Here is a 19,542-nt window from a genome sequence, read left to right as displayed (position 1 = left end):
TAGTAGCACTTTGCTGTTTTGAATGCTTTTTCTGTTTGCAGTTCCTGCAGTTTTTTTGTGTCAGTGCGTAAAAAAACCGTCATATTGCAGACGGTTTTTAAAAAGAATATTGCTAAAGTGAATAAACAAGCCTATTTCCACTTCACCGCTTGAACTTCAACTTTCTTTTCTGCGGGTTGATCTTGAGAATCACAACCACAACTGCCGCCACAGCCTGCCGCGGCTGCAGGTTTTAGCCATTTGGCCAAGCCATGCCAGCCTTTTTCAGTACAGAAATTGGAGAGTTTTAGAAAAACTGCGCCAGAAGTCTTGGGAAAGACTTTTTTAAAGACTACTACAGCACTCCACAGTACCAATGCAGCAACAATTAAAATTTCAACCATGTTCATCTACTCCTGTAGGTCAGGCATGTGCCTTAACCCAACAAATACGATGCCGTTTGATAAGTCAGGAATGACATGAAATAAGCCAAACCAAATAGATAGCAGGTCATAATACTGACCGTACGCCATGATCCTGTTTCGCGTTTTACCGTTGCTAAAGTTGCCAAACAATGCGGTGCATAAATAAACCACACCAATAACGATAAACCCGTTGCCAATGACCAGCCCAGTTCACCACCACCACTAATTAAAGCAGCCAAACCTTGGGACATGGCATCTTCATCCACTGCAGATAAGGCATAGACTGTGCCTAATGCAGCCACCACCACTTCACGCGCTGCCATCGCAGGAATCAAGGCAATCACGATCTGCCAGTTAAAGCCCACAGGAGCAAAAATTGGCTGTAATACATGCCCCAGCATCCCTGCAAAACTATAGTCAATTGCAGGCATGGTCGCGCCTTCAGGCGGCTGCGGGAACGTACACAAGAACCACAATAAAATCGACAGTGCAAAAATAATGCCACCGACACGCTTTAAGAAAATTTTGGCGCGATCTAGCAAACCAATCCAAACACTTTTTAGGTCTGGAAAACGGTAACTTGGTAGTTCCATCAACAAGACATGCTCAGATTTATCTTTTTGCAAAAATTTAAGCACAAAAGATACGCCCAAGGCACTCACAATGCCTGCCATATACAGACCGAACAAGACCAGACCTTGTAAATTAAACATGCCCCATACAGTTTGATTGGGAATGAATGCTGCGATGAGTAAGGCATATACAGGCAAGCGCGCAGAACAAGTCATTAACGGCGCAACCATAATCGTGGTTAAACGATCACGTGGGTCAGCAATACTACGTGTTGCCATAATGCCCGGCACTGCACAGGCAAAACTAGACAGCAATGGAATAAAGGCACGACCACTCAAACCTGCGCTAAACATCAGCTTATCGAGCAAGAATGCGGCACGTGGCAAATAACCCGATTCCTCTAAAATTAAAATAAACAGGAACAGAATTAAAATTTGCGGCAAGAACACCACCACACCGCCTGCGCCCGCAATAATGCCATCCACAATCAAGCTGTTCAGCAAGGGATGGCTAATGTTTTCGCCAATCACTTCACCTAGCCAGCCAAATAAACTTTCGATGCCATCCATAAACGGTGCAGCCCAAGCAAAAACAGCTTGGAATACAATGAACATCATCACGGCAAGGCTTACCAAGCCAAACACAGGATGCAGAAAAATTTTATCTAGAATGTCAGAGCGTTTGTCTTCTTCATCTACAAACTGCACTACATCATGCAAAATGGTTTGAATACGTTGGTGCTGGCTGCCTTTTAAGCCTGTCAATTCAGTCTGTGGTACTGCAAACTTACCCAAATCCAAAGCATTCATTAAATTTTGAATACCTGAATCACGCACCGCAACGGTTTCCACCACAGGCACACCCAAACGCTCAGATAGCTTTTGCGTATTAATTTGCATTCCGCGGCGGCGTGCTTCATCCATCATATTGAGCACCAATAAAATTGGACGTCCCAACTCAATCATTTCCAGCACCAAACCTAACTGCAGTTTCAGGTTAGTCGCATCGACCACACACAAAAATGCATCTTGCTGACCTTCTTCAGCAATTTTGCCCTGTACTACATCACGGGTAATGGCTTCATCTGGGCTGGTGGCTTCTAGGCTGTATGTACCTGGTAAATCCAGTACACGTACCGCCTGCCCCGAAGGCAAGTTGAACTGACCCACTTTGCGCTCTACGGTAACACCCGCATAGTTTGCAACTTTCTGACGTGTCCCTGTCAAATGGTTAAATAAAGAAGTTTTACCGCAGTTTGGATTCCCTACAAGTGCGATACGTAAGGGATCACTCATGCAGTTACTCCCTGCTCAATTTCAACGCGATCAGCTTCCACTTTGCGCAAGGCAAAACGGGTAAATCCCACCTGAATTAAGATTGGATCTCCACCAAAAATACCTTTGGTAATCACCTGCACAGGCGTTCCAGGCACAAAGCCCAACGTTTCTAAGCGATTCGCAACCAAATCATTTAGGGATGTTCCACCATCGGCAGTCCGAAGTACCTGACGAATGATGGCTGTTTGTTTTGCTTTGAGTTCTGACAAACGCACCGTGAAATTCCTATACTATTTTGCCCATTATATACGCAAATGAGAATAATTAACAAATAAGGTCAACTTACATTTAATGGTTTTATATCACATCGACAGGCTTACTGAATTGGATTAGAGTAGAAAATAACTATGCCTATTATCGTTTTTCCCAATCAATATTGGGATTTTTCATGTGATCACTATGCTGAACAAAAAACCGCGTATTCCTGCTGCAATTCAAATTCCAGAATCCCTGAGTTTTTTGGAAGGTTATCGCAATGATTTAATTGCACAAAGTGTGAGCCCACATACACGTAATGCTTATTTATCCGATTTAATTCAGTGCAGCGAATATGTCAGTAAATCCATGCCAGACTGGCAACATGATGATATCTCTGATGTGTTGATTGCGCTGACCAAACAACAGAAAAGTCCACGCTCAATTGCACGCTGTCTTTCTGCCCTGCGCTCTTTTTACAAATTTTTAAGAGAACATAAATTACGTTCCGACAACCCTGTTGCGGCACATAAAACACCTAAGTTGGGTCGTGCTCTACCCAAAGACTTGTCCGAAGCCGATGTCGATGCGTTGATTCAAGCACCGAATATTCAGACGGCCTTGGGCTTAAGAGATCGTGCCATGCTGGAAGTCCTGTATGCCTGCGGTTTACGTGTCACTGAATTGCTCAACTTGCGTCTAGACTTGATTAACCTCAAACAAGGTTATTTACGCATTGTGGGAAAAGGCAATAAAGAACGCTTAGTACCCATGGGGCAAGTCGCCTGTGAATGGATTGAACAATATTTAATAGAATCGCGCCCACAGCTGTATAAAACCGCCACAGATTATCTATTTTTAACGCAGCATGGTGGCATTATGAGTCGGCAGAACTTCTGGTACGCCATTAAACGCTATGCCCTGCAAGCAGGCATTCAGGCCGAGTTATCGCCACACACCTTAAGACATGCATTTGCCACCCACTTGCTGAATCATGGTGCAGATTTACGTGTGGTACAAATGCTGCTCGGACATAGTGATTTATCTACCACACAAATTTATACCCATGTGGCACAAGTCCGTATGCAGCAACTACATGCCCAGCACCATCCACGGGCTTAAAATCAAAAACGACGCAGAAGTTTAACGATCACAACTATTTTTTGTTATGCTAACGCTCTATTTTTTACGCCAACAAGAAAGGGTTGTTTATGACATTTACCCGCTCAACACTTTTGATTGCCTGTTCACTTGCCAGTGCTTTTGCAATCACCGCTTGCTCAAATGCCAATAACGAAGACAAAAAGCAAACTACGCTCACCGCAAGTGCTCCCGCTACAGGTGAAGCATCGACTCTAATTGAACGCAATGCACAACAACGTCTAAGCACGACCTTGCAGCAACATTTTAAAACTGCAGGCATCAATGCCAAAATTACCGATATTAAAGCCACTGAAGTACCCAACCTATTTTGGGTCAGCCTAGCAGGCATGTCTTCAGTCTATGCCACCAGCGACGGCAAATACATTATTCAGGGCGATGTGATTCGTTTAGGCGACAAAGAACTGCACAACGTCAGTGAAAACCTGCAAGCAGGCGTGAACAAAAAAATCTTTGCTGAATTAAAGCAGGAAGATTTACTGGTCTTCCCTGCCAAAGGCAAAACCAAACACGTCATTTATGTCTTTACCGATGTCAGCTGCCCATATTGCCATCGTCTACATGAACAAATGGATGAAATGAACGGCAAAGGGATTGAAGTCCGTTACATTGCTTGGCCACGTGGCGAACAGCACATGCCAAACATGGAAGCGATCTGGTGTAGTGAAGACCGCCATGCAGCCTTTAATGCGGTTATGAATGGTGCACCAATTGCCCCTGCCAACTGTAAAAACCCAGTTCGTGCTCAATATCAACTGGGTTTAAATATGGGCGTAAATGGCACGCCCGCAATTTATAATGCTGAAGGCGTTTATTTGGGTGGCTATTTGTCTACTTCAGAATTGGTGAAGCGTTTAGAAAACTAAAAATACGCAGTTTTTGGGATGTTTCATCTTGGTCATAAACTAAGATGAAGCGTCCATAGAGCCAATATAAATAACGAATTTTTATCTGTGATTTTACTTTTTTTTATATACAAAAGATAAGTGAGATCTGCCCTAGAGTCAGCGCGTTTTTTTAGCTATGATCTAAACTCGCTTAAAGTTGATTAATATGGAGTGTGACGTGAAACCAGTTCGTCTGGCAATCCTCGGTCTTGGTACTGTGGGTGGTGGTGCCCTTAAACTATTAAAAGAAAATGCTGCTGAGATTAGACGTCGCACCGGTCGTGAAATTGAAATCACCTATGTGGGAACACGTCGTCCGCGTCCAGACCTCAACTTGCCAGAATCTGTCAAGCAAAGTGATGACTTAATGGACATCGTACGTCAACCCGATGTAGACGTCGTGGTTGAAGTCATGGGCGGTATTCACCCTGCGTATGAAGTCATCATGGAAGCGATGAAACACGGCAAACAAGTCGTGACTGCCAACAAAGCCCTGCTTGCAGAACATGGCAATGAGCTATTTAAAGCAGCAGAAGACAATGCTGTACAAATTGCCTATGAAGCAGCAGTTGCAGGCGGTATTCCAATTATTAAAGTAATTCGTGAAGGTTTGGCTGCCAACAAAATTGAATGGCTAGCAGGCATCATTAACGGTACTGGCAACTTTATTTTAAGTGAAATGCGTGAAAAAGGCCGTACCTTTGAAGATGTCCTGAAAGAAGCGCAAGAATTAGGTTATGCCGAAGCCGATCCAACCTTTGACGTTGAAGGTATTGATGCTGCACACAAACTGACCATTTTGGCTTCATGTGCTTTTGGTATTCCACTACAGTTTGACAAAGTCTTTACCGAAGGTATTGGCAAAGTCACAGCGCAAGATGTGAAATATGCAGAAGAACTAGGCTTCCGCATCAAACACTTAGGGATTGCACGTCGTACCGACAAAGGGATTGAACTTCGCGTCCACCCAACTTTAATTCCTGAAGAAGAATTGATTGCCAATGTTAATGGCGTGAAAAACGCGGTCTTGGTACAAGCCAATGCGGTTGGTCCAACGCTCTATTATGGCGCAGGTGCAGGTGCAGGCCCAACAGCCTCTGCAGTAGTTGCAGATGTCGTTGATATTGTCCGTGACATTTCTTATACCGAAGATGGCGCAGGTACAATTCCGCAATTGGCATTTGAAGCCTTAACCGACTTGCCAATTTTAAGCCGTGAAGAAATGACCACGGGTTACTACATTCGCATTAATGCCGAAGACCAAACTGGCGTACTTGCTGATGTGACCACTATTTTAAGCCGCGCGGGAATCAGTATTGATGCCATCATGCAGCAATCACGCTTAAAAGACCTTATTCCTATCGTGATTCTGACTGACCCAGTCCTAGAATCAAAAATGGATGAAGCGTTACAACAAATTCAAGCATTGCCAACCATTCATGGCGAAATTGTACGAATTCGTTTAGAATCGCTTGATAATTAATCGGGTGGAGGGGAGTATTTCCCCTTGCCAAGCTCTACACACAATTGGAACATCATCATGTCGAATGCCAATCGTTATACTGGTTTAGTTGACCGTTATCGTGACCGTTTACCAGTGTCTGCAACCACACGTGCAATCTCTCTAGGCGAAGGAAACACGCCACTGATTAAGCTTGAGAATATTCCACGCATTATTGGTAAAGATGTTGAAATTTATGTGAAGTATGAAGGCTTAAACCCGACAGGTTCATTTAAAGACCGTGGTATGACCATGGCAGTTACTAAAGCAGTTGAAGAAGGTTCAAAAGCCATTATCTGTGCATCTACAGGTAATACTTCTGCTGCTGCTGCTGCCTATGCTGCACGTGCAGGCATCAAAGCATTCGTTTTAATTCCTGAAGGCAAAATTGCCATGGGTAAAATGGCACAAGCGATGATGTACGGTGCCATCACCATGCAAATCCGCGGTAACTTTGACGATGGTATGCGTCTAGTTAAAGAAGTTGCTGACCAAGCACCTGTGACCATTGTAAACTCGATCAACCCTTACCGCCTACAAGGTCAAAAGACCATTGCGTATGAAATTGTAGATGAGTTAGGTCGTGCACCAGATTACCACTGCTTACCTGTAGGTAACGCAGGCAACATTACTGCACACTGGATGGGTTATACCGAAGCGGTTGCCAACCAATCTGCCGATCAATTCGAGCAAGTGGTCTATGACGCAGCAACGGACAAATTCACAGGTCCAAACCCTGAAGGCCGCCCAATCATGGTGGGTTATCAAGCGTCTGGCGCTGCACCATTCTTACGTGGTGCGCCTGTAGAAAACCCTGAAACTGTTGCAACTGCAATTCGTATTGGTAACCCACAAAGCTGGAACCATGCCAAAGCCGTTGTACGCGATTCAGAAGGTTGGTTTGATGAGCTAACTGATGCTGAAATCTTAGAAGCACAACGCATGCTTTCAATGTATGAAGGCGTATTTGTTGAGCCTGCATCTGCTGCGTCTATTGGTGGTGCAATGCGCGACATCAAAGCAGGTAAAATCAAAGAAGGTTCTGTGATTGTATGTACCGTAACAGGTAACGGTCTGAAAGATCCTGACACTGCAATGAAACAATGTGCAGATGCGGTGATGCTCTCTATTGATGCTACAATGCAACAAGTAAAAGACTCTATCCTTTCAAACATGTAAGTTTTGAATCGTGATCAAAAAAACCTGCATTAGCAGGTTTTTTTGTGTTTGGAATTATGCAACTTTAACGAAAGTTGAGTCATACGATTGATAACTCAACGCTCCAAGCTGAATGTGCTCTTAAATACGTTTAGGTAACTGGCTTGCCCAACTCATTAAGCGAGTTGCATCATTGGTACGTGCTTGTGAAGTATCTGCACCCAAAAGCACCACCACTGCAGGACGGTTATTCAAAGTGGTATGCATCACCACACAACGCCCTGCTTCATTGATATAGCCTGTTTTAGACAGATTAATATTCCAACCACCATTACGTACCAGTGCATTGGTATTGTTAGATTTTAAAACACGATAACCCAAGTTAAAGTCATAGGTTGGCGTGGTTGAGAATTGGCGAATCAAACCATATTGCGAAGCGGTGCTGACCAAAATACCCAAATCACGCGCAGAAGATACATTACGTGGGTCTAAGCCTGTTGCTTCGGTAAAACGGGTAGAATGCATGCCCAATTCACGCGCTTTAGCATTCATTGCGGCTACAAAGGCATTTTTCCCACCTGGATAAGTACGTGCCAACGCTGCTGCTGCAGGATTTTCAGATTTCATTAATGCAAACAGTAACGCTTCGGCACGGTTTAACTTGTCGCCCACACGCAAAGTTGAGCTTGAGTTTTTACCTGCTGCACCTGCAAAATCAATCGATTGCAAAGTGATTTGTTCAGACATATTCAAACGTGCATCAGAAGTCACCACGGCAGTCATCACCTTGGTCACAGATGCAATAGGTAATGCCACATTGGTATTTTTGCTATACAGCACTTCACCTGTTTGCGCATCCATCACCAAAGCCGCACGTGCATTAACTGATGGTTGGTTGCTATAAGCAGAGGTATCTAAAATACGGACTGTTTTAGGCGCAGTGGAAGCAGGTGCAACACCATTGCTACTACGCACTGTAGTGGTAATTTTCGTTGAACCTGGCGGAGTAGGTTCAGCAACATAGCTCTCTGGCGCAGCCTGAGCGCTCGCACTGGTACTTTCCAGATCACCATTTAAGAATTGATCGGCTTGCTCCGAAGACCAACTTAAGGTCGCCTGACCGTCGCTCCCAGAGGAAGGATTGATGACAAGTTCAGCAAAACTGACAGAACTTAGGCTGAACATCATAGATGCGACCAGCACATGCATGAACGACTTCTTAGAATTTTTCACGACTGCTTACTCAACTCAGGGAGGTAAGATACATTTGCGTATTACCTCAAATATGCCTTACATTTAAAAATACAACAATGAATCGTTTTTGACACCATAATTGTGCAGAACTTTTCATTCTAGATTAAGAATAGCATTGCTAATTTTGTCGTTTCATTGCAAGCTAATTTTGCTTTATGTAACAAAAAAGATGATTTTTTCAAAGGGAGAGTGTAGGTGATCACAGTTTTAGTAGTCGACGATCATGAATTGGTACGTACTGGGATTTGCCGTATGCTCGAAGACCATGCCGATGTGCAGGTGATTGGACAAGCTGAATCGGGTGAAGAAGCGATTACCTTAGTGCGTCAGCATCATCCCAATGTGGTGTTGTTAGATGTGAACATGCCTGGGATTGGAGGCGTAGAAACCACACGTCGTCTATTGCAAACTGCACCAGACACTAAGGTCTTGGCGGTGAGTGGTTTGGCAGAAGAACCCTACCCTTCTTTATTGCTGAAAGCAGGTGCAAAAGGCTATATCACCAAAGGCGCACCTGTCAGTGAAATGGTACGTGCCATTAAAAAAGTCATGCAGGGCGGTAAATACTTCAGTGCCGACATTGCCGAACAACTGGCAAGTTCATACTTATCTGACACACAACAATCGCCTTTTGATAGTCTTTCAGAACGTGAAATGCAAGTGGCGATGATGGTGGTGAATTGTATTAGCGCACAGGAAATTGCCGATAAGTTGTTTGTCAGTGTAAAAACCGTAAATACCTATCGTTACCGTATTTTTGAAAAATTAAATATTGATAGTGATGTCAAACTGACTCACCTTGCCATTCGTTATGGACTGATTAAACCCTAAATTTTCAACGCTGTTGATGCACAAATAAGACCTTTACGATATGCCAGATTTAAAACAACATTCTGAGTTAAATCAGTATCATCTTGGCATGTGGTATGGTACTTACCGACTGCTGATTGCCTTTTGTTTGCTGCTGATTACCCTGCTCACCTTTCAGCAGCTTGGCACACAATATCAGCACCCGGGTTTATATCTGTATACCTTGGTCTGCTATTTTATTTTTAGCTGCCTGCAACTGATCAGCTATAAATATATTCCTTTTAAAAGCACGCAACAACTGACCCTGTTTTTTGCAGTCGATATTATCGCGCTGAGTAGCCTGACTTTTGCCAGTGATGGCCCTAATTTATATTTAAGTCTGCTGTTTGTGATCACGATTTTTGCAGCCTCTCTCTTGCTGCAAAAGCGTAAAGCCTTGGCCATTACCCTCATCGCGATGATTATGGTGATTTACCAACACTTTGTTGGGAGTTTGCTGGACTTTTCATCGCTAAATAATATTGGTCAAAGTGCGCTATTGGCATTTTTATTTTGGGTGGTTTATGGCAGTGGACGTATTGCAGTACGGCGTTTCCAAATTTTAGAAAATCTAAATTTTTCGCAATCTTTGGAATTAAACCGCCTACAAAATATCAACCGTTATATTTTAGAACAAACCGAAATGGGCTATTTGGTTTTAGATGAAAATTGCCATGTCGTCCTCAGCAACCCTGCAGCCTGTCATTTGTTGGGGATTCATCCTAAATATGCGCACGCGACCTATCCCCTATATAAAATTCAGCCTGATTTATTTGATCTGTTCAAATTTGATCAATTGCAAGATGGAGAAAAATTTCAATTCGAGTCGCAACTGAGTCATTTTCATGTGCATATTCAGGTACAAAAACTCAAAGTGCCACATCAAACGCTGACTTTATTGGCGCTGCAGGATGGACGTAAAATCAATCAGCAAGTCCAGCAACTCAAATTAGCCGCCTTGGGACAACTCTCTGCCAGTATTGCACACGAAATTCGCAACCCTTTGGCAGCCATTGTACAAGCCAACGATTTATTTACAGGCAGTGATGCAGCACAGCAACAATTGCTGTCCGACATGATCAGCAAACAAGCGACACGGATTGATAAAATTATTCACGATACGCTGAGCATGGTCAAAAATAAACAAACCACGCCTGTCGCGATTCAGCTCAATCAATTTTTGCCGCAATTCATTCAGGAAGATTTACCTGATGCAGCGAGTCAAATTCAGCTTACACTGACCGAACAACTGAGTATTCAGTTTGATGAATCGCAGTTTCGCCAAGTGCTAATTAATCTGATTCGTAACGCCATTCGGCACAATGCTGCACAACAACCTATTGAGATTACGGTCTATCCGAAAGCAACTTATATTTATATTGATGTGCGGGATTTTGGTGCAGGTGTCGCCAATCAAGATCTCCTCTATCTGTTCCAGCCATTTTTCAGTACCGAAATCAATGGAACTGGTTTAGGATTGTATCTATCGCATAGTTTTTGCGAGGCGAATCAAGCCAAGCTGAGCTATGTAGAACAAGAACAAGGCGCATGTTTCAGGATGAAATGTCTACGTGCCATTGAATAAACGCGATTGATATTGGATCAATCTTGTTGCTGTGGTTTTGATTTAATTTTGTGTGGTTTTGGGGAAAATATGCACGCTGTTCAACCTTTGGTTTTATTGGTCGATGACGAAGAAGACCTTTGTACCCTCATGCAGATGACTTTGGCACGTATGGGGATTCAAACCCATGTCGCGTATCGTTTAGCACAAGCCAAGCAATTATTGGCAGAACATCAGTACGATGCTTGCTTAACCGACTTAAACCTGCCCGATGGCAATGGCTTGCAACTGGTTGAATGGATTTCCGAACAATATCCGAATGTGCCTGTTGCCGTATTGACCGCTTACGGCAATATGGATATTGCGATTGCTGCTTTAAAAGCAGGTGCATTTGACTTTGTCAGCAAGCCTGTCAATCAAATACATTTACAGCAACTCCTTGAAAAAGCACTGAATAAACCTTTCGACACCACCGATCATCACAGCCAAGATCAGCTTGAATATAAAATGTTGATTGGGCAATCTTTGCCTATTCAGCAATTGCGCAGCACCATCAAAAAAATTGCGCGCTCGCAAGCGCCTGTATTTATTACAGGCGAATCAGGTACGGGGAAAGAAGTTGTCGCCAATTTGGTTCACCGTTTAAGTAACCGCAACGAAGGACCATTTATTGCAATTAACTGTGGTGCAATCCCCACCGAACTCATGGAAAGCGAGCTATTTGGACACAAAAAAGGTAGCTTTACAGGAGCGACTCAAGACAAACAAGGTCTGATTCAATCTGCACATGGTGGCAGCTTATTTTTAGATGAAATTGCCGAACTGCCACTGAGCATGCAAGTCAAACTGCTGCGTGCCGTTCAGGAAAAGCGCATCCGTCCTGTGGGTTCAGATAGTGAAATTGATGTCGATTTTCGTGTGATCAGCGCCAGTCATCAGGACTTAGAAAGTTTGGTTCAGCAAGGACGTTTCCGTCAGGATTTATTCTTCCGTATTCACGTGATGGATTTGGTCTTGCCTGCCTTGCGTGAACGTGGACAAGATATTCTGTTATTGGCAGACCACTTCATTCAAAAAGTTGCACAAGAATGGGACATTCCTGCCAAACAACTGACACCTCGTGCCCAGCAATTTTTATTAGAACAGTACTATCCGGGTAATGTGCGTGAGTTACGCAATATTATTGAACGTGCCATTACCCTGAGTGATGATGATGTTATTGATCTCAAACACTTACAAACCGCACCCTTGCGCCAATTCAGTATGAGCAATACAGCAACCACTGAATCACAACCTACAGCAGAAACACCACAGCAGATCGTGACAGATGTATTGCTGACAGGACGCAAACTGCCTGAAGAAGGTTTAGAAGCCTACTTGGAAAAAGTAGAAAAAGACATTTTACTGAATGCGCTGCACCTGACCCACTGGAACCGTACGTTGGCAGCAAAAAAATTGGGCATGTCTTTCCGTTCTTTGCGCTATCGTCTGAAAAAGTTTGGATTAGATACTGAAGATGAGTAAACGCTAAACAATGAAGACTGTCTAAAAATACGTGTTACTCAGATGAGACTTAACGGCGGCTCAGCAGTAAATCTGCCACATGCTCAAGATAAGCCTCTTCTTTCATTTCAGGACTTTGAATATATTGCTGATTCGGCTGAATCCCAACCCCTTCAATCATTTGCTCGCGTGGGGTGTAATAATGCGAAACCGTCATTTGTAAGGCAGCACCATCGCTAAGTGGGAACAGCTTTTGCACCACCCCCTTGCCATAACTTTTTTCGCCCATCACCCAAGCGCGTGAATGGTCTTTTAAAGCACCAGTAAAGACTTCTGCCGCAGATGCAGAGCGATGATTAATCAGTACTCCGACTTTTAAATTTTGAAATTCAAAGCTAGGTAACGCCTGAAATTGTTGATCGCCTTCAGAACGACTTTTGGTCGATACAATCACACCCTGATTTAAAAATAAATCGGCAGATTCCACAGCAGCAGACAGTAAGCCTCCTGGGTTATTACGCAGATCAATCAATACGGCTTTTAAGCGTGGCGTGCTATGTTCTTCAATTAAGCGTTTAATTTCATTGGCGGTGTCTTGCTGAAACACACGTACTTTTAACAACAAGACCTGATTAGAAAGCATCTGCGCCTGAATATCGGTTTCTACTTTTTTGTTGCGTACCAACATAATTTCAGGCTGATTGGCTGCACGTTGTACGCTTACAGTCGATCCCACTGAGCCTGTGAGCAGGTTATTGACCTGATCTGCACTCAGCTTTTTCAGTTCTTGGTTATCAATTTTAAATAGGCTGTCGCCATTCTTCAGCCCTTGTTTAGCCGAGTCGGCATTGGCACTTAAATTTTGAATGACCCAATGTTGCTGGGCAGCGTCATAGCGCAAAGTAAAATCAACCGAGGCCAAGTCGCCTTCGGTATATTGTAAAAGTTGTTTATATTCTTCAGCAGTTAAATAGCGTGAATAACGGTCTAAACCGCTCACCAAGCCACGAATGGCTTGCTGAAACAAGGCATCATCACTTTTTTCAGTCACATAGTTGTCTTTGACAATGCCATAGATTTGTACAAATTCCTGTATCGACTCTACAGGCACATCGACATAGTCCTGTTGTAGTGTAGGGCCATCTAACTCCAAATCTGGCGCAGCCCAAACACTCGAATGACTGGCACACAACACGCTTGCCAACACAACCGCATAAATTTTGTGAGCCGTCATTCCATCATCTACCTGTCTCGAGGGTTATGCCTGTAGGCGAATTAAGTTGCGACCTTGCATATCTGCTGGCACTGGCAATTGCATCAAATTCAATAAAGTTGGTGCAACATCTGCCAACACACCACCTTCCAAAATGGTGGCCTGAGTTGGGCCTACATAAATGAATGGCACCAATTCAGTGGTGTGCTGAGTATGTACCTGACCACTGTCATAGTCTTGCATTTGCTCGACGTTACCATGGTCAGCGGTAATAATCATGTGACCTTGTTTCGCCATCACCGCTTCATAAACGCGACCCAAACAGGTATCTACTGCTTCAACTGCTTTGACTGCTGCATCAAACACACCAGTATGACCGACCATATCGCCATTGGCATAGTTCACTACCAACAAATCATATTCACCTGAATTAATGGCTGCAACCAGTTCATCAGTCACTTCATAAGCGCTCATTTCAGGTTTTAAGTCGTAGGTTGCTACGTTTGGCGATGGAATCAGGATGCGTTTTTCACCCGGATATTCATCTTCACGACCACCACTAAAGAAGAACGTCACGTGTGCGTATTTTTCAGTTTCAGCAATACGCAATTGCGTTTTGCCCAAGTCTGACAAATATTCACCAATGGAGTTTTTCAAATCTTCTGGCATGTACGCCACTGGCGCAGCAATGCTGGCTTGATAACGGGTCAGCATCACAAATTTAGACAATTGCGGCACAACTTTACGTTCAAAACCAGCAAAGTTTTGCTCCACAAAAGCTTTGGTCAATTCACGTGCCCGGTCAGCACGGAAGTTCATAAACACCACGCTGTCGCCATCTTGAATTTTGGCAATTTCACCAATACGGGTGGCTTTAACAAACTCATCGCTTTCATCTGCCGCATAAGCCGCTGCCAAGCCTTCAACCGCAGTTGCCGCAGTGCGTACTGCCTCACCTTCGGTAAGTAGACGATAGGCTTGTTCTACACGATCCCAACGGTTGTCACGATCCATCGCATAGTAGCGACCAATCAGGCTGGCAATGCGCCCCTGATTTGGATATTGTGCAAATAATGCGTCCAGTTTTTCCAAAGAAGGCTGCGCGCTTTTTGGTGGCGTATCACGGCCATCTAAAAAGGCATGTAGATAAACTTTTGCACCACGTTTTAATGCCAATTCTGCCATCGCCACGATATGATCTTCATGCGAATGCACACCGCCTTCAGACAATAAACCAAGCAGATGCACTGCACCGTTGGCTGCTTTGGCTTTTTCTACCGCATCGACCAACACTTCATGTTCAAAGAAAGCGCCTGTACGAATGTCTTTGGTAATACGGGTAAAGTCTTGGTACAACACACGTCCTGCACCCAAGTTCATGTGACCAACTTCAGAGTTACCCATTTGACCATCTGGCAAGCCCACATCTTCACCTGAACCAGAGATCAAACCATGCGGATGCTTTTCCTGCATAGCAGTCAAATTTGGTCGTTTCGCTGCTAAAAACGCGTTGTCTTCGACCGCTTCGCGATGACCCACACCATCCATAATCACCAATACGTGAGGGATTTTGCCAGCAGTTGCATCCGCCATAATCAATACTCTTTTTCGTCTACAAATTAATCATGCTATCTTAACGAATTTTGCGTCAAGACTCTATGTTCAGAAGATGGTTTCCGCCACTGATTCAGATAGGTTTACCCAATCATACGGAAAAAGCAGCAGCATCGGTCCGCACTTAACGCGCACGATGCAGTAAGTAACCGCCGATGACAAACATTAAAATAATAGGGATAAATACGAACCACGCAGGCGATGGTGCATAGACCAAGCTGGCATAGCCCAAGAAATCTTGCAAATAAAAGAAGGTTAAGCCGACAAATAAAGCAATCACCAAACGGAAACCCATAGATTGCTGACGTAACGGCCCAAAAATAAAGGAGCAAGCAATCACCACCAAAGCAATCAGCGCAAAGGGCGCACCAAGTTTTTGCCAAAACGCCAATTGGTAGGTTTTTGGCACTTGGCTGTATTCATGCATATAACTCATGAAACTGACCAATTGACTTGGGGATAAATCTTCAGGGTCGATGGTGACCATGTGCACATATTTCGGTTGCAATGCTAAAGCCAAAGCCTGTTCGCTGTTTTTAGCTAAAGTCGCGTTGCCCGCCTGCAAAATATCCATCTGTTCAGTTTGATTGAGCAACCAACTACCGTCTTTAACAAACTGTCCCTGATCTGCAGACAATGTACCACGCAAGCGATAATTATCATCAAAATCGACCACTTGTACATTTTTGAGCTGCCCTTGGGCATTGGCGTAGTCAATATAAATAAAACGATTGCCTTCGCGCGACCAATAGCCACGAACTTCACCCAGCTCAGCGACGCTACGGTGACTTTTAACACTTTTGGCTTGTTCATTGGTGTATGGAATCACCCATTCACTGAGCACAAAAGACAGCAGTACCAATACCATGGCGGAACGAATCACCCATCCCACAATACGCCACAGGCTAATCCCTGCAGAACGCATCACAATCAATTCGCTGTTGGATGCCAACGTACCCAAGCCTAACACTGCGCCAATCAAGGCAGAAATCGGCAAAATTTCATAGAGATAATTTGGCGCACCCCACAATACATACAGCAATGCCTGCCATGCACTATAGTTTTCATTGAGTGAACCCAATTCGCCTAAATAGGTAAACAACACCTGCAAACCAGACAAAATTGCCGTTGCACCAAACATAGCCAGTGCAGTGGTCTTGGTGACGTGTTTTGCAACTATACGACGTGCCAACATCTTAAGACCTCACTCGCTGAATTTGCTGCTTAATTTTAGGTGCTAGTTTTTGTTTACGTGAGAACAAGGCTGCCGCAATCGCATAAGCCAACAACACCAACGGATAAGCAATCATGCCCATTTCTTGTTTGCTGATACGGGTTTTAACCGCCATGAGCGCCACAATCAAACTGGCGAAAATTAACAAGGCAGGAAACAGTTTTAAATAACGCCCCTGACGCGGACTAACTTCTGACAATGCCACGGCTAAAAACAACGCCACCACAATCGCAAAAGGCACAAAAATACGCCATCCCAGTTCACTTGCGACCACAGGGTCTGCACGGTTTTTCCAAAGTTGCGAGGTGGTTAAGGCTTCTACTTCGGCACTTTCAAATTTAGCTTCTTTGTCATTCTCTAAACGTAAACGATAACTTTGGAATTCTGCCTGTGAATATTTGGCTGTGCCCGGAAATATTTCATAACGACGCCCTTCGACCAAATCCACCACATTGGCAGGATCATTTTCCAGCTCTACCCGTGTCGCTTCTTTTGCCAGAATCATGACATCAGGACGACCTGCTTTTTCTGCACGTTGATAAAAGAAAATATCTTTCAGGTTTTTACGATCTTCGGACAGATCGCCTGCGTAAATGGTATATGGCCCTGAAGAAATAAATTCTTTGGGTCGCACCAAATCAAAACCTGTGCGTACTGCCTGACTGGTGGTCAATGCTTCAAACTGACGCAGTCCCCACGGTGATGCCCACAGCATTAAAAAGCCTTGGACAATTAGAAATACCAGCGTCATTGGCACCAATAAACGTGCCAATTGATGCCGACTCACGCCACTGCTGTTGAGCACTGCCATTTCATGGTCGACATATAAACGACCAAATACCAACATCAAGCCAATAAAGAAACCCAAAGGTAAGATCAGCGTCAAAAATTCAGGCAAGCGATAGCCAATGATGCTGAATAAAATACTCGCATCCAGACGCCCTTGTGCCGCCACGCCAAAATACTTGATCAAGCGACCACCCATCATGATCAAAGTCAGTAAGGCAATCACAACCAAGGATGTCGACACAACTTGCTTGACCAAATAACGCCGAATAATCAAATTATTTCTTCCAAAATGTGAGGGAATCCAATTCGCGTTAGTTTACCTGAATGTTGAAAATATAAAACCTATCGCCTTGTTATACATTGAAACTCGACGCATAAAAATGTTTCAATGGTTGCATAGTTTGCACATTTAGATAGGCATAAAATCCAGTGATTAAATTTAGCTTAAGTCCCGCATTCCAAGAACACAGCGCGAGTGAATCTTTGTCAATTTTAGTGGCTGCAGAACAGGTGCCACAGGCAACTGCTTCTTATCAAATCAAGGATTTAGACAGCATTATTCAAGCGACACAATTTAAAGCAGGCTTTAATGAAAGTTTAAGTTTGGTGGCTAGCGTTGCTGAATGCGCCAATAGCAACCTGATCGGTTTGGGTAAAACCGAAGAATTACCAGCCGCAAAGCTGGCAAAAATTGCACAAAGCATTATCAAATCTTCACAAAAAAAATTTAAACAGATCAGCATTGACTTGTCTGCCCTGCCTAGCGAGCTGCATTATGTATTTGCACTCAGCCTGACCCAAGCAGCCTATGCTTTTGATGAATACAAAAGCAAAAAGAATGAATTTCAGCTTGAACAAATCCATTTCATTGCCAATAACAGCCCACTCAGCGCAGATCAACTTCAATTGATTGAAGCCATGCAATCGGGGCAAAACATGGCACGCGACTTGGGCAACCGTCCGGGCAACATTTGTTTCCCTGAATATTTGGCAGAACAAGCCCAAGCACTTGCGGCAGAATATCCAGACCTACTCAAAGTCACCATTTTAGATGAAGCAGAAATAGCGGAATTGGGCATGGGTGCTTTCCTTGCAGTCAGTCAGGGTTCAGACCGTCCAGGACGCATCATTAGCCTCGAATACCAAGCACAGCGTGATGAAGCACCTGTGGTATTGGTTGGTAAAGGCATCACCTTTGATACAGGCGGCATTTCACTCAAACCCGGCTTAGGGATGGATGAAATGAAATTTGATATGTGTGGTTCTGCTTCAGTTTTAGGCACCATGCGCGCGCTGTGTGAAGCACGTTTACCTATCCATGTGGTCGGCACGATTGCCGCTGCAGAAAATATGCCGTCAGGCAAAGCCACTCGCCCGGGTGATATTGTGACCAGTATGAGCGGCCAAACCATCGAAATTTTAAATACCGATGCCGAAGGTCGTTTGGTGCTGTGCGATACCCTAACCTATGTGAAACGCTTCAACCCTGCTTTGGTGATTGATATTGCGACTTTAACAGGCGCTTGCGTGGTTGCACTCGGTTCGGTACTGACAGGCATGTTTACCCCAGATGATGAACTTGCGGCGGAATTGGATGCTGCGGGACACACTGCATTTGACCGTGTATGGCGTATGCCCGTGATTGACGATTACCAAGAACAACTGGATTCACCATTTGCCGATATTGGCAATATTGGTGGGCCTAAAGCAGGTTCAGTTACTGCAGCATGCTTCTTGCAACGCTTTACCCGTGACTATCGCTGGGCGCATCTAGACATTGCAGGCACTGCATGGAATTCAGGCAGCAATAAAGGCGCAACAGGTCGTCCTGTACCGTTATTGATGCAGTTCCTCGCACAACGTGCAAGCAATAATGGCTAAAGTTAGCTTTTATTTGTTTGAAAAAAGTCCTGAACGGCAAGTGGAAAGCACTTGCCGTTTATGCCGCAAAATTTTGCGGCAGCAGGCACGCATTTGGCTGCATTGCCCTGATCCAGAGTTACAGCAAATATTGGATGAGCGTCTGTGGAGTTTTGATGCCAGCAGCTTTATTCCACATGGCATTAACCAAACACAGGCCAGCGTATGTATTTCTGCCGAATTACCGCAGCAATCGGACTGGATTGTGTTTAATTTTAACAGTCAGGCACTTGAAGCCTATGCAAAATTTAGTCACATTATTGAGATTATTGAAAATCACGAAGCAGCTAAAGTGCTTGGACGTGAAAAATTTAAACAATATCGACGTTTGGGCATAGAACCACAGACGTTTAAGCTTTAATTTTAAAACGTTTTTTTAAAAATAC

The 19,542-nt window shown here is 44.1% G+C and carries 17 protein-coding genes; 9 read left to right on the top strand and 8 right to left on the bottom strand.

Going from position 1 to position 19,542, the window contains the following annotated elements; genetic code table 11:
- Window positions 1-131 precede the first annotated feature (131 nt).
- The 3 genes from FTU70_RS08975 to FTU70_RS08965 are packed head-to-tail and all read right to left on the bottom strand — an operon-like array spanning window position 132 to window position 2,529.
- The gene (locus FTU70_RS08975; protein ID WP_004975717.1) at window positions 132-383 is read right to left on the bottom strand and encodes a DUF6587 family protein; all 252 of its coding nucleotides are present in this window, start codon (window positions 381-383) and stop codon (window positions 132-134) included.
- Between the two features lie 32 nt (window positions 384-415).
- Complete coding sequence (locus tag FTU70_RS08970; RefSeq protein WP_180060480.1) at window positions 416-2,272, bottom strand: ferrous iron transporter B; 1,857 nt, start codon at window positions 2,270-2,272, stop codon at window positions 416-418.
- Entirely contained in the window at window positions 2,269-2,529 is a 261-nt protein-coding gene (locus FTU70_RS08965; protein WP_168418377.1) for a FeoA family protein, read from the bottom strand. The genes FTU70_RS08970 and FTU70_RS08965 overlap by 4 nt, the downstream gene beginning before the upstream one ends.
- A gap of 184 nt (window positions 2,530-2,713) precedes the next feature.
- Here FTU70_RS08965 and xerD point away from each other — a divergent pair, with 184 nt between their 5' ends.
- From xerD to thrC, 4 genes are all read left to right on the top strand, one after another.
- Window positions 2,714-3,631 carry a site-specific tyrosine recombinase XerD gene (xerD, locus tag FTU70_RS08960; RefSeq protein WP_168418375.1) on the top strand — a complete coding sequence of 306 codons (918 nt, stop codon included), beginning with the start codon at window positions 2,714-2,716 and terminating at the stop codon, window positions 3,629-3,631.
- 89 nt (window positions 3,632-3,720) lie between these two features.
- On the top strand, window positions 3,721-4,536 hold the full coding sequence (locus FTU70_RS08955) for a DsbC family protein (protein WP_180060479.1): 816 nt from the start codon (window positions 3,721-3,723) through the stop codon (window positions 4,534-4,536).
- A gap of 199 nt (window positions 4,537-4,735) precedes the next feature.
- Window positions 4,736-6,040 (top strand): homoserine dehydrogenase, encoded by a 1,305-nt coding sequence (locus tag FTU70_RS08950; RefSeq protein ID WP_180060478.1) that lies wholly within the window; start codon window positions 4,736-4,738, stop codon window positions 6,038-6,040.
- Window positions 6,041-6,097: 57 nt separating this feature from the next.
- Entirely contained in the window at window positions 6,098-7,237 is a 1,140-nt protein-coding gene (thrC, locus tag FTU70_RS08945; RefSeq protein ID WP_004975706.1) for a threonine synthase, read from the top strand.
- A gap of 120 nt (window positions 7,238-7,357) precedes the next feature.
- Here the strand turns inward: thrC and FTU70_RS08940 are convergent, their stop codons facing one another.
- A complete protein-coding gene (locus tag FTU70_RS08940; RefSeq protein WP_131260992.1) occupies window positions 7,358-8,449 on the bottom strand; it encodes a serine hydrolase in 1,092 nt (363 codons plus the stop codon).
- Window positions 8,450-8,665: 216 nt separating this feature from the next.
- Here FTU70_RS08940 and FTU70_RS08935 point away from each other — a divergent pair, with 216 nt between their 5' ends.
- The 3 genes from FTU70_RS08935 (at window position 8,666) to FTU70_RS08925 (ending at window position 12,407) form a co-directional block, all read left to right on the top strand.
- A complete protein-coding gene (locus FTU70_RS08935; protein ID WP_004975702.1) occupies window positions 8,666-9,301 on the top strand; it encodes a response regulator in 636 nt (211 codons plus the stop codon).
- A 40-nt stretch (window positions 9,302-9,341) separates the two neighbouring features.
- Window positions 9,342-10,904: a PAS domain-containing sensor histidine kinase gene (locus FTU70_RS08930; RefSeq protein ID WP_180060477.1), complete on the top strand. Its 1,563-nt coding sequence runs from the start codon at window positions 9,342-9,344 to the stop codon at window positions 10,902-10,904.
- 69 nt (window positions 10,905-10,973) lie between these two features.
- Entirely contained in the window at window positions 10,974-12,407 is a 1,434-nt protein-coding gene (locus FTU70_RS08925) for a sigma-54 dependent transcriptional regulator (RefSeq protein WP_004975695.1), read from the top strand.
- A 49-nt stretch (window positions 12,408-12,456) separates the two neighbouring features.
- Here the strand turns inward: FTU70_RS08925 and FTU70_RS08920 are convergent, their stop codons facing one another.
- The 4 genes from FTU70_RS08920 to lptF all read right to left on the bottom strand — a co-directional run bounded on the left by FTU70_RS08920 (window position 12,457) and on the right by lptF (window position 17,510).
- Window positions 12,457-13,620: a S41 family peptidase gene (locus FTU70_RS08920; protein ID WP_136144310.1), complete on the bottom strand. Its 1,164-nt coding sequence runs from the start codon at window positions 13,618-13,620 to the stop codon at window positions 12,457-12,459.
- A gap of 24 nt (window positions 13,621-13,644) precedes the next feature.
- Window positions 13,645-15,192 (bottom strand): 2,3-bisphosphoglycerate-independent phosphoglycerate mutase, encoded by a 1,548-nt coding sequence (gene gpmI / locus FTU70_RS08915; protein WP_180044228.1) that lies wholly within the window; start codon window positions 15,190-15,192, stop codon window positions 13,645-13,647.
- Between the two features lie 145 nt (window positions 15,193-15,337).
- A complete protein-coding gene (gene lptG / locus FTU70_RS08910) occupies window positions 15,338-16,408 on the bottom strand; it encodes an LPS export ABC transporter permease LptG (RefSeq protein WP_004975683.1) in 1,071 nt (356 codons plus the stop codon).
- A gap of 1 nt (window position 16,409) precedes the next feature.
- Complete coding sequence (gene lptF / locus FTU70_RS08905) at window positions 16,410-17,510, bottom strand: LPS export ABC transporter permease LptF (RefSeq protein WP_004975682.1); 1,101 nt, start codon at window positions 17,508-17,510, stop codon at window positions 16,410-16,412.
- A 158-nt stretch (window positions 17,511-17,668) separates the two neighbouring features.
- Here lptF and FTU70_RS08900 point away from each other — a divergent pair, with 158 nt between their 5' ends.
- Window positions 17,669-19,117: a leucyl aminopeptidase gene (locus tag FTU70_RS08900; protein WP_180060488.1), complete on the top strand. Its 1,449-nt coding sequence runs from the start codon at window positions 17,669-17,671 to the stop codon at window positions 19,115-19,117.
- Window positions 19,110-19,517, top strand: coding sequence for a DNA polymerase III subunit chi (locus tag FTU70_RS08895; protein ID WP_131260997.1), 408 nt, complete (start codon window positions 19,110-19,112; stop codon window positions 19,515-19,517). The genes FTU70_RS08900 and FTU70_RS08895 overlap by 8 nt, the downstream gene beginning before the upstream one ends.
- The last annotated feature ends 25 nt before the right edge of the window (window positions 19,518-19,542 follow it).

It is taken from the genome of Acinetobacter sp. YH12135, from assembly GCF_013418565.1.
GTDB lineage: Bacteria > Pseudomonadota > Gammaproteobacteria > Pseudomonadales > Moraxellaceae > Acinetobacter > Acinetobacter towneri.
Note: the sequence above shows the minus strand (reverse complement) of the source record. Positions and strands in the feature narration are given on the sequence as shown.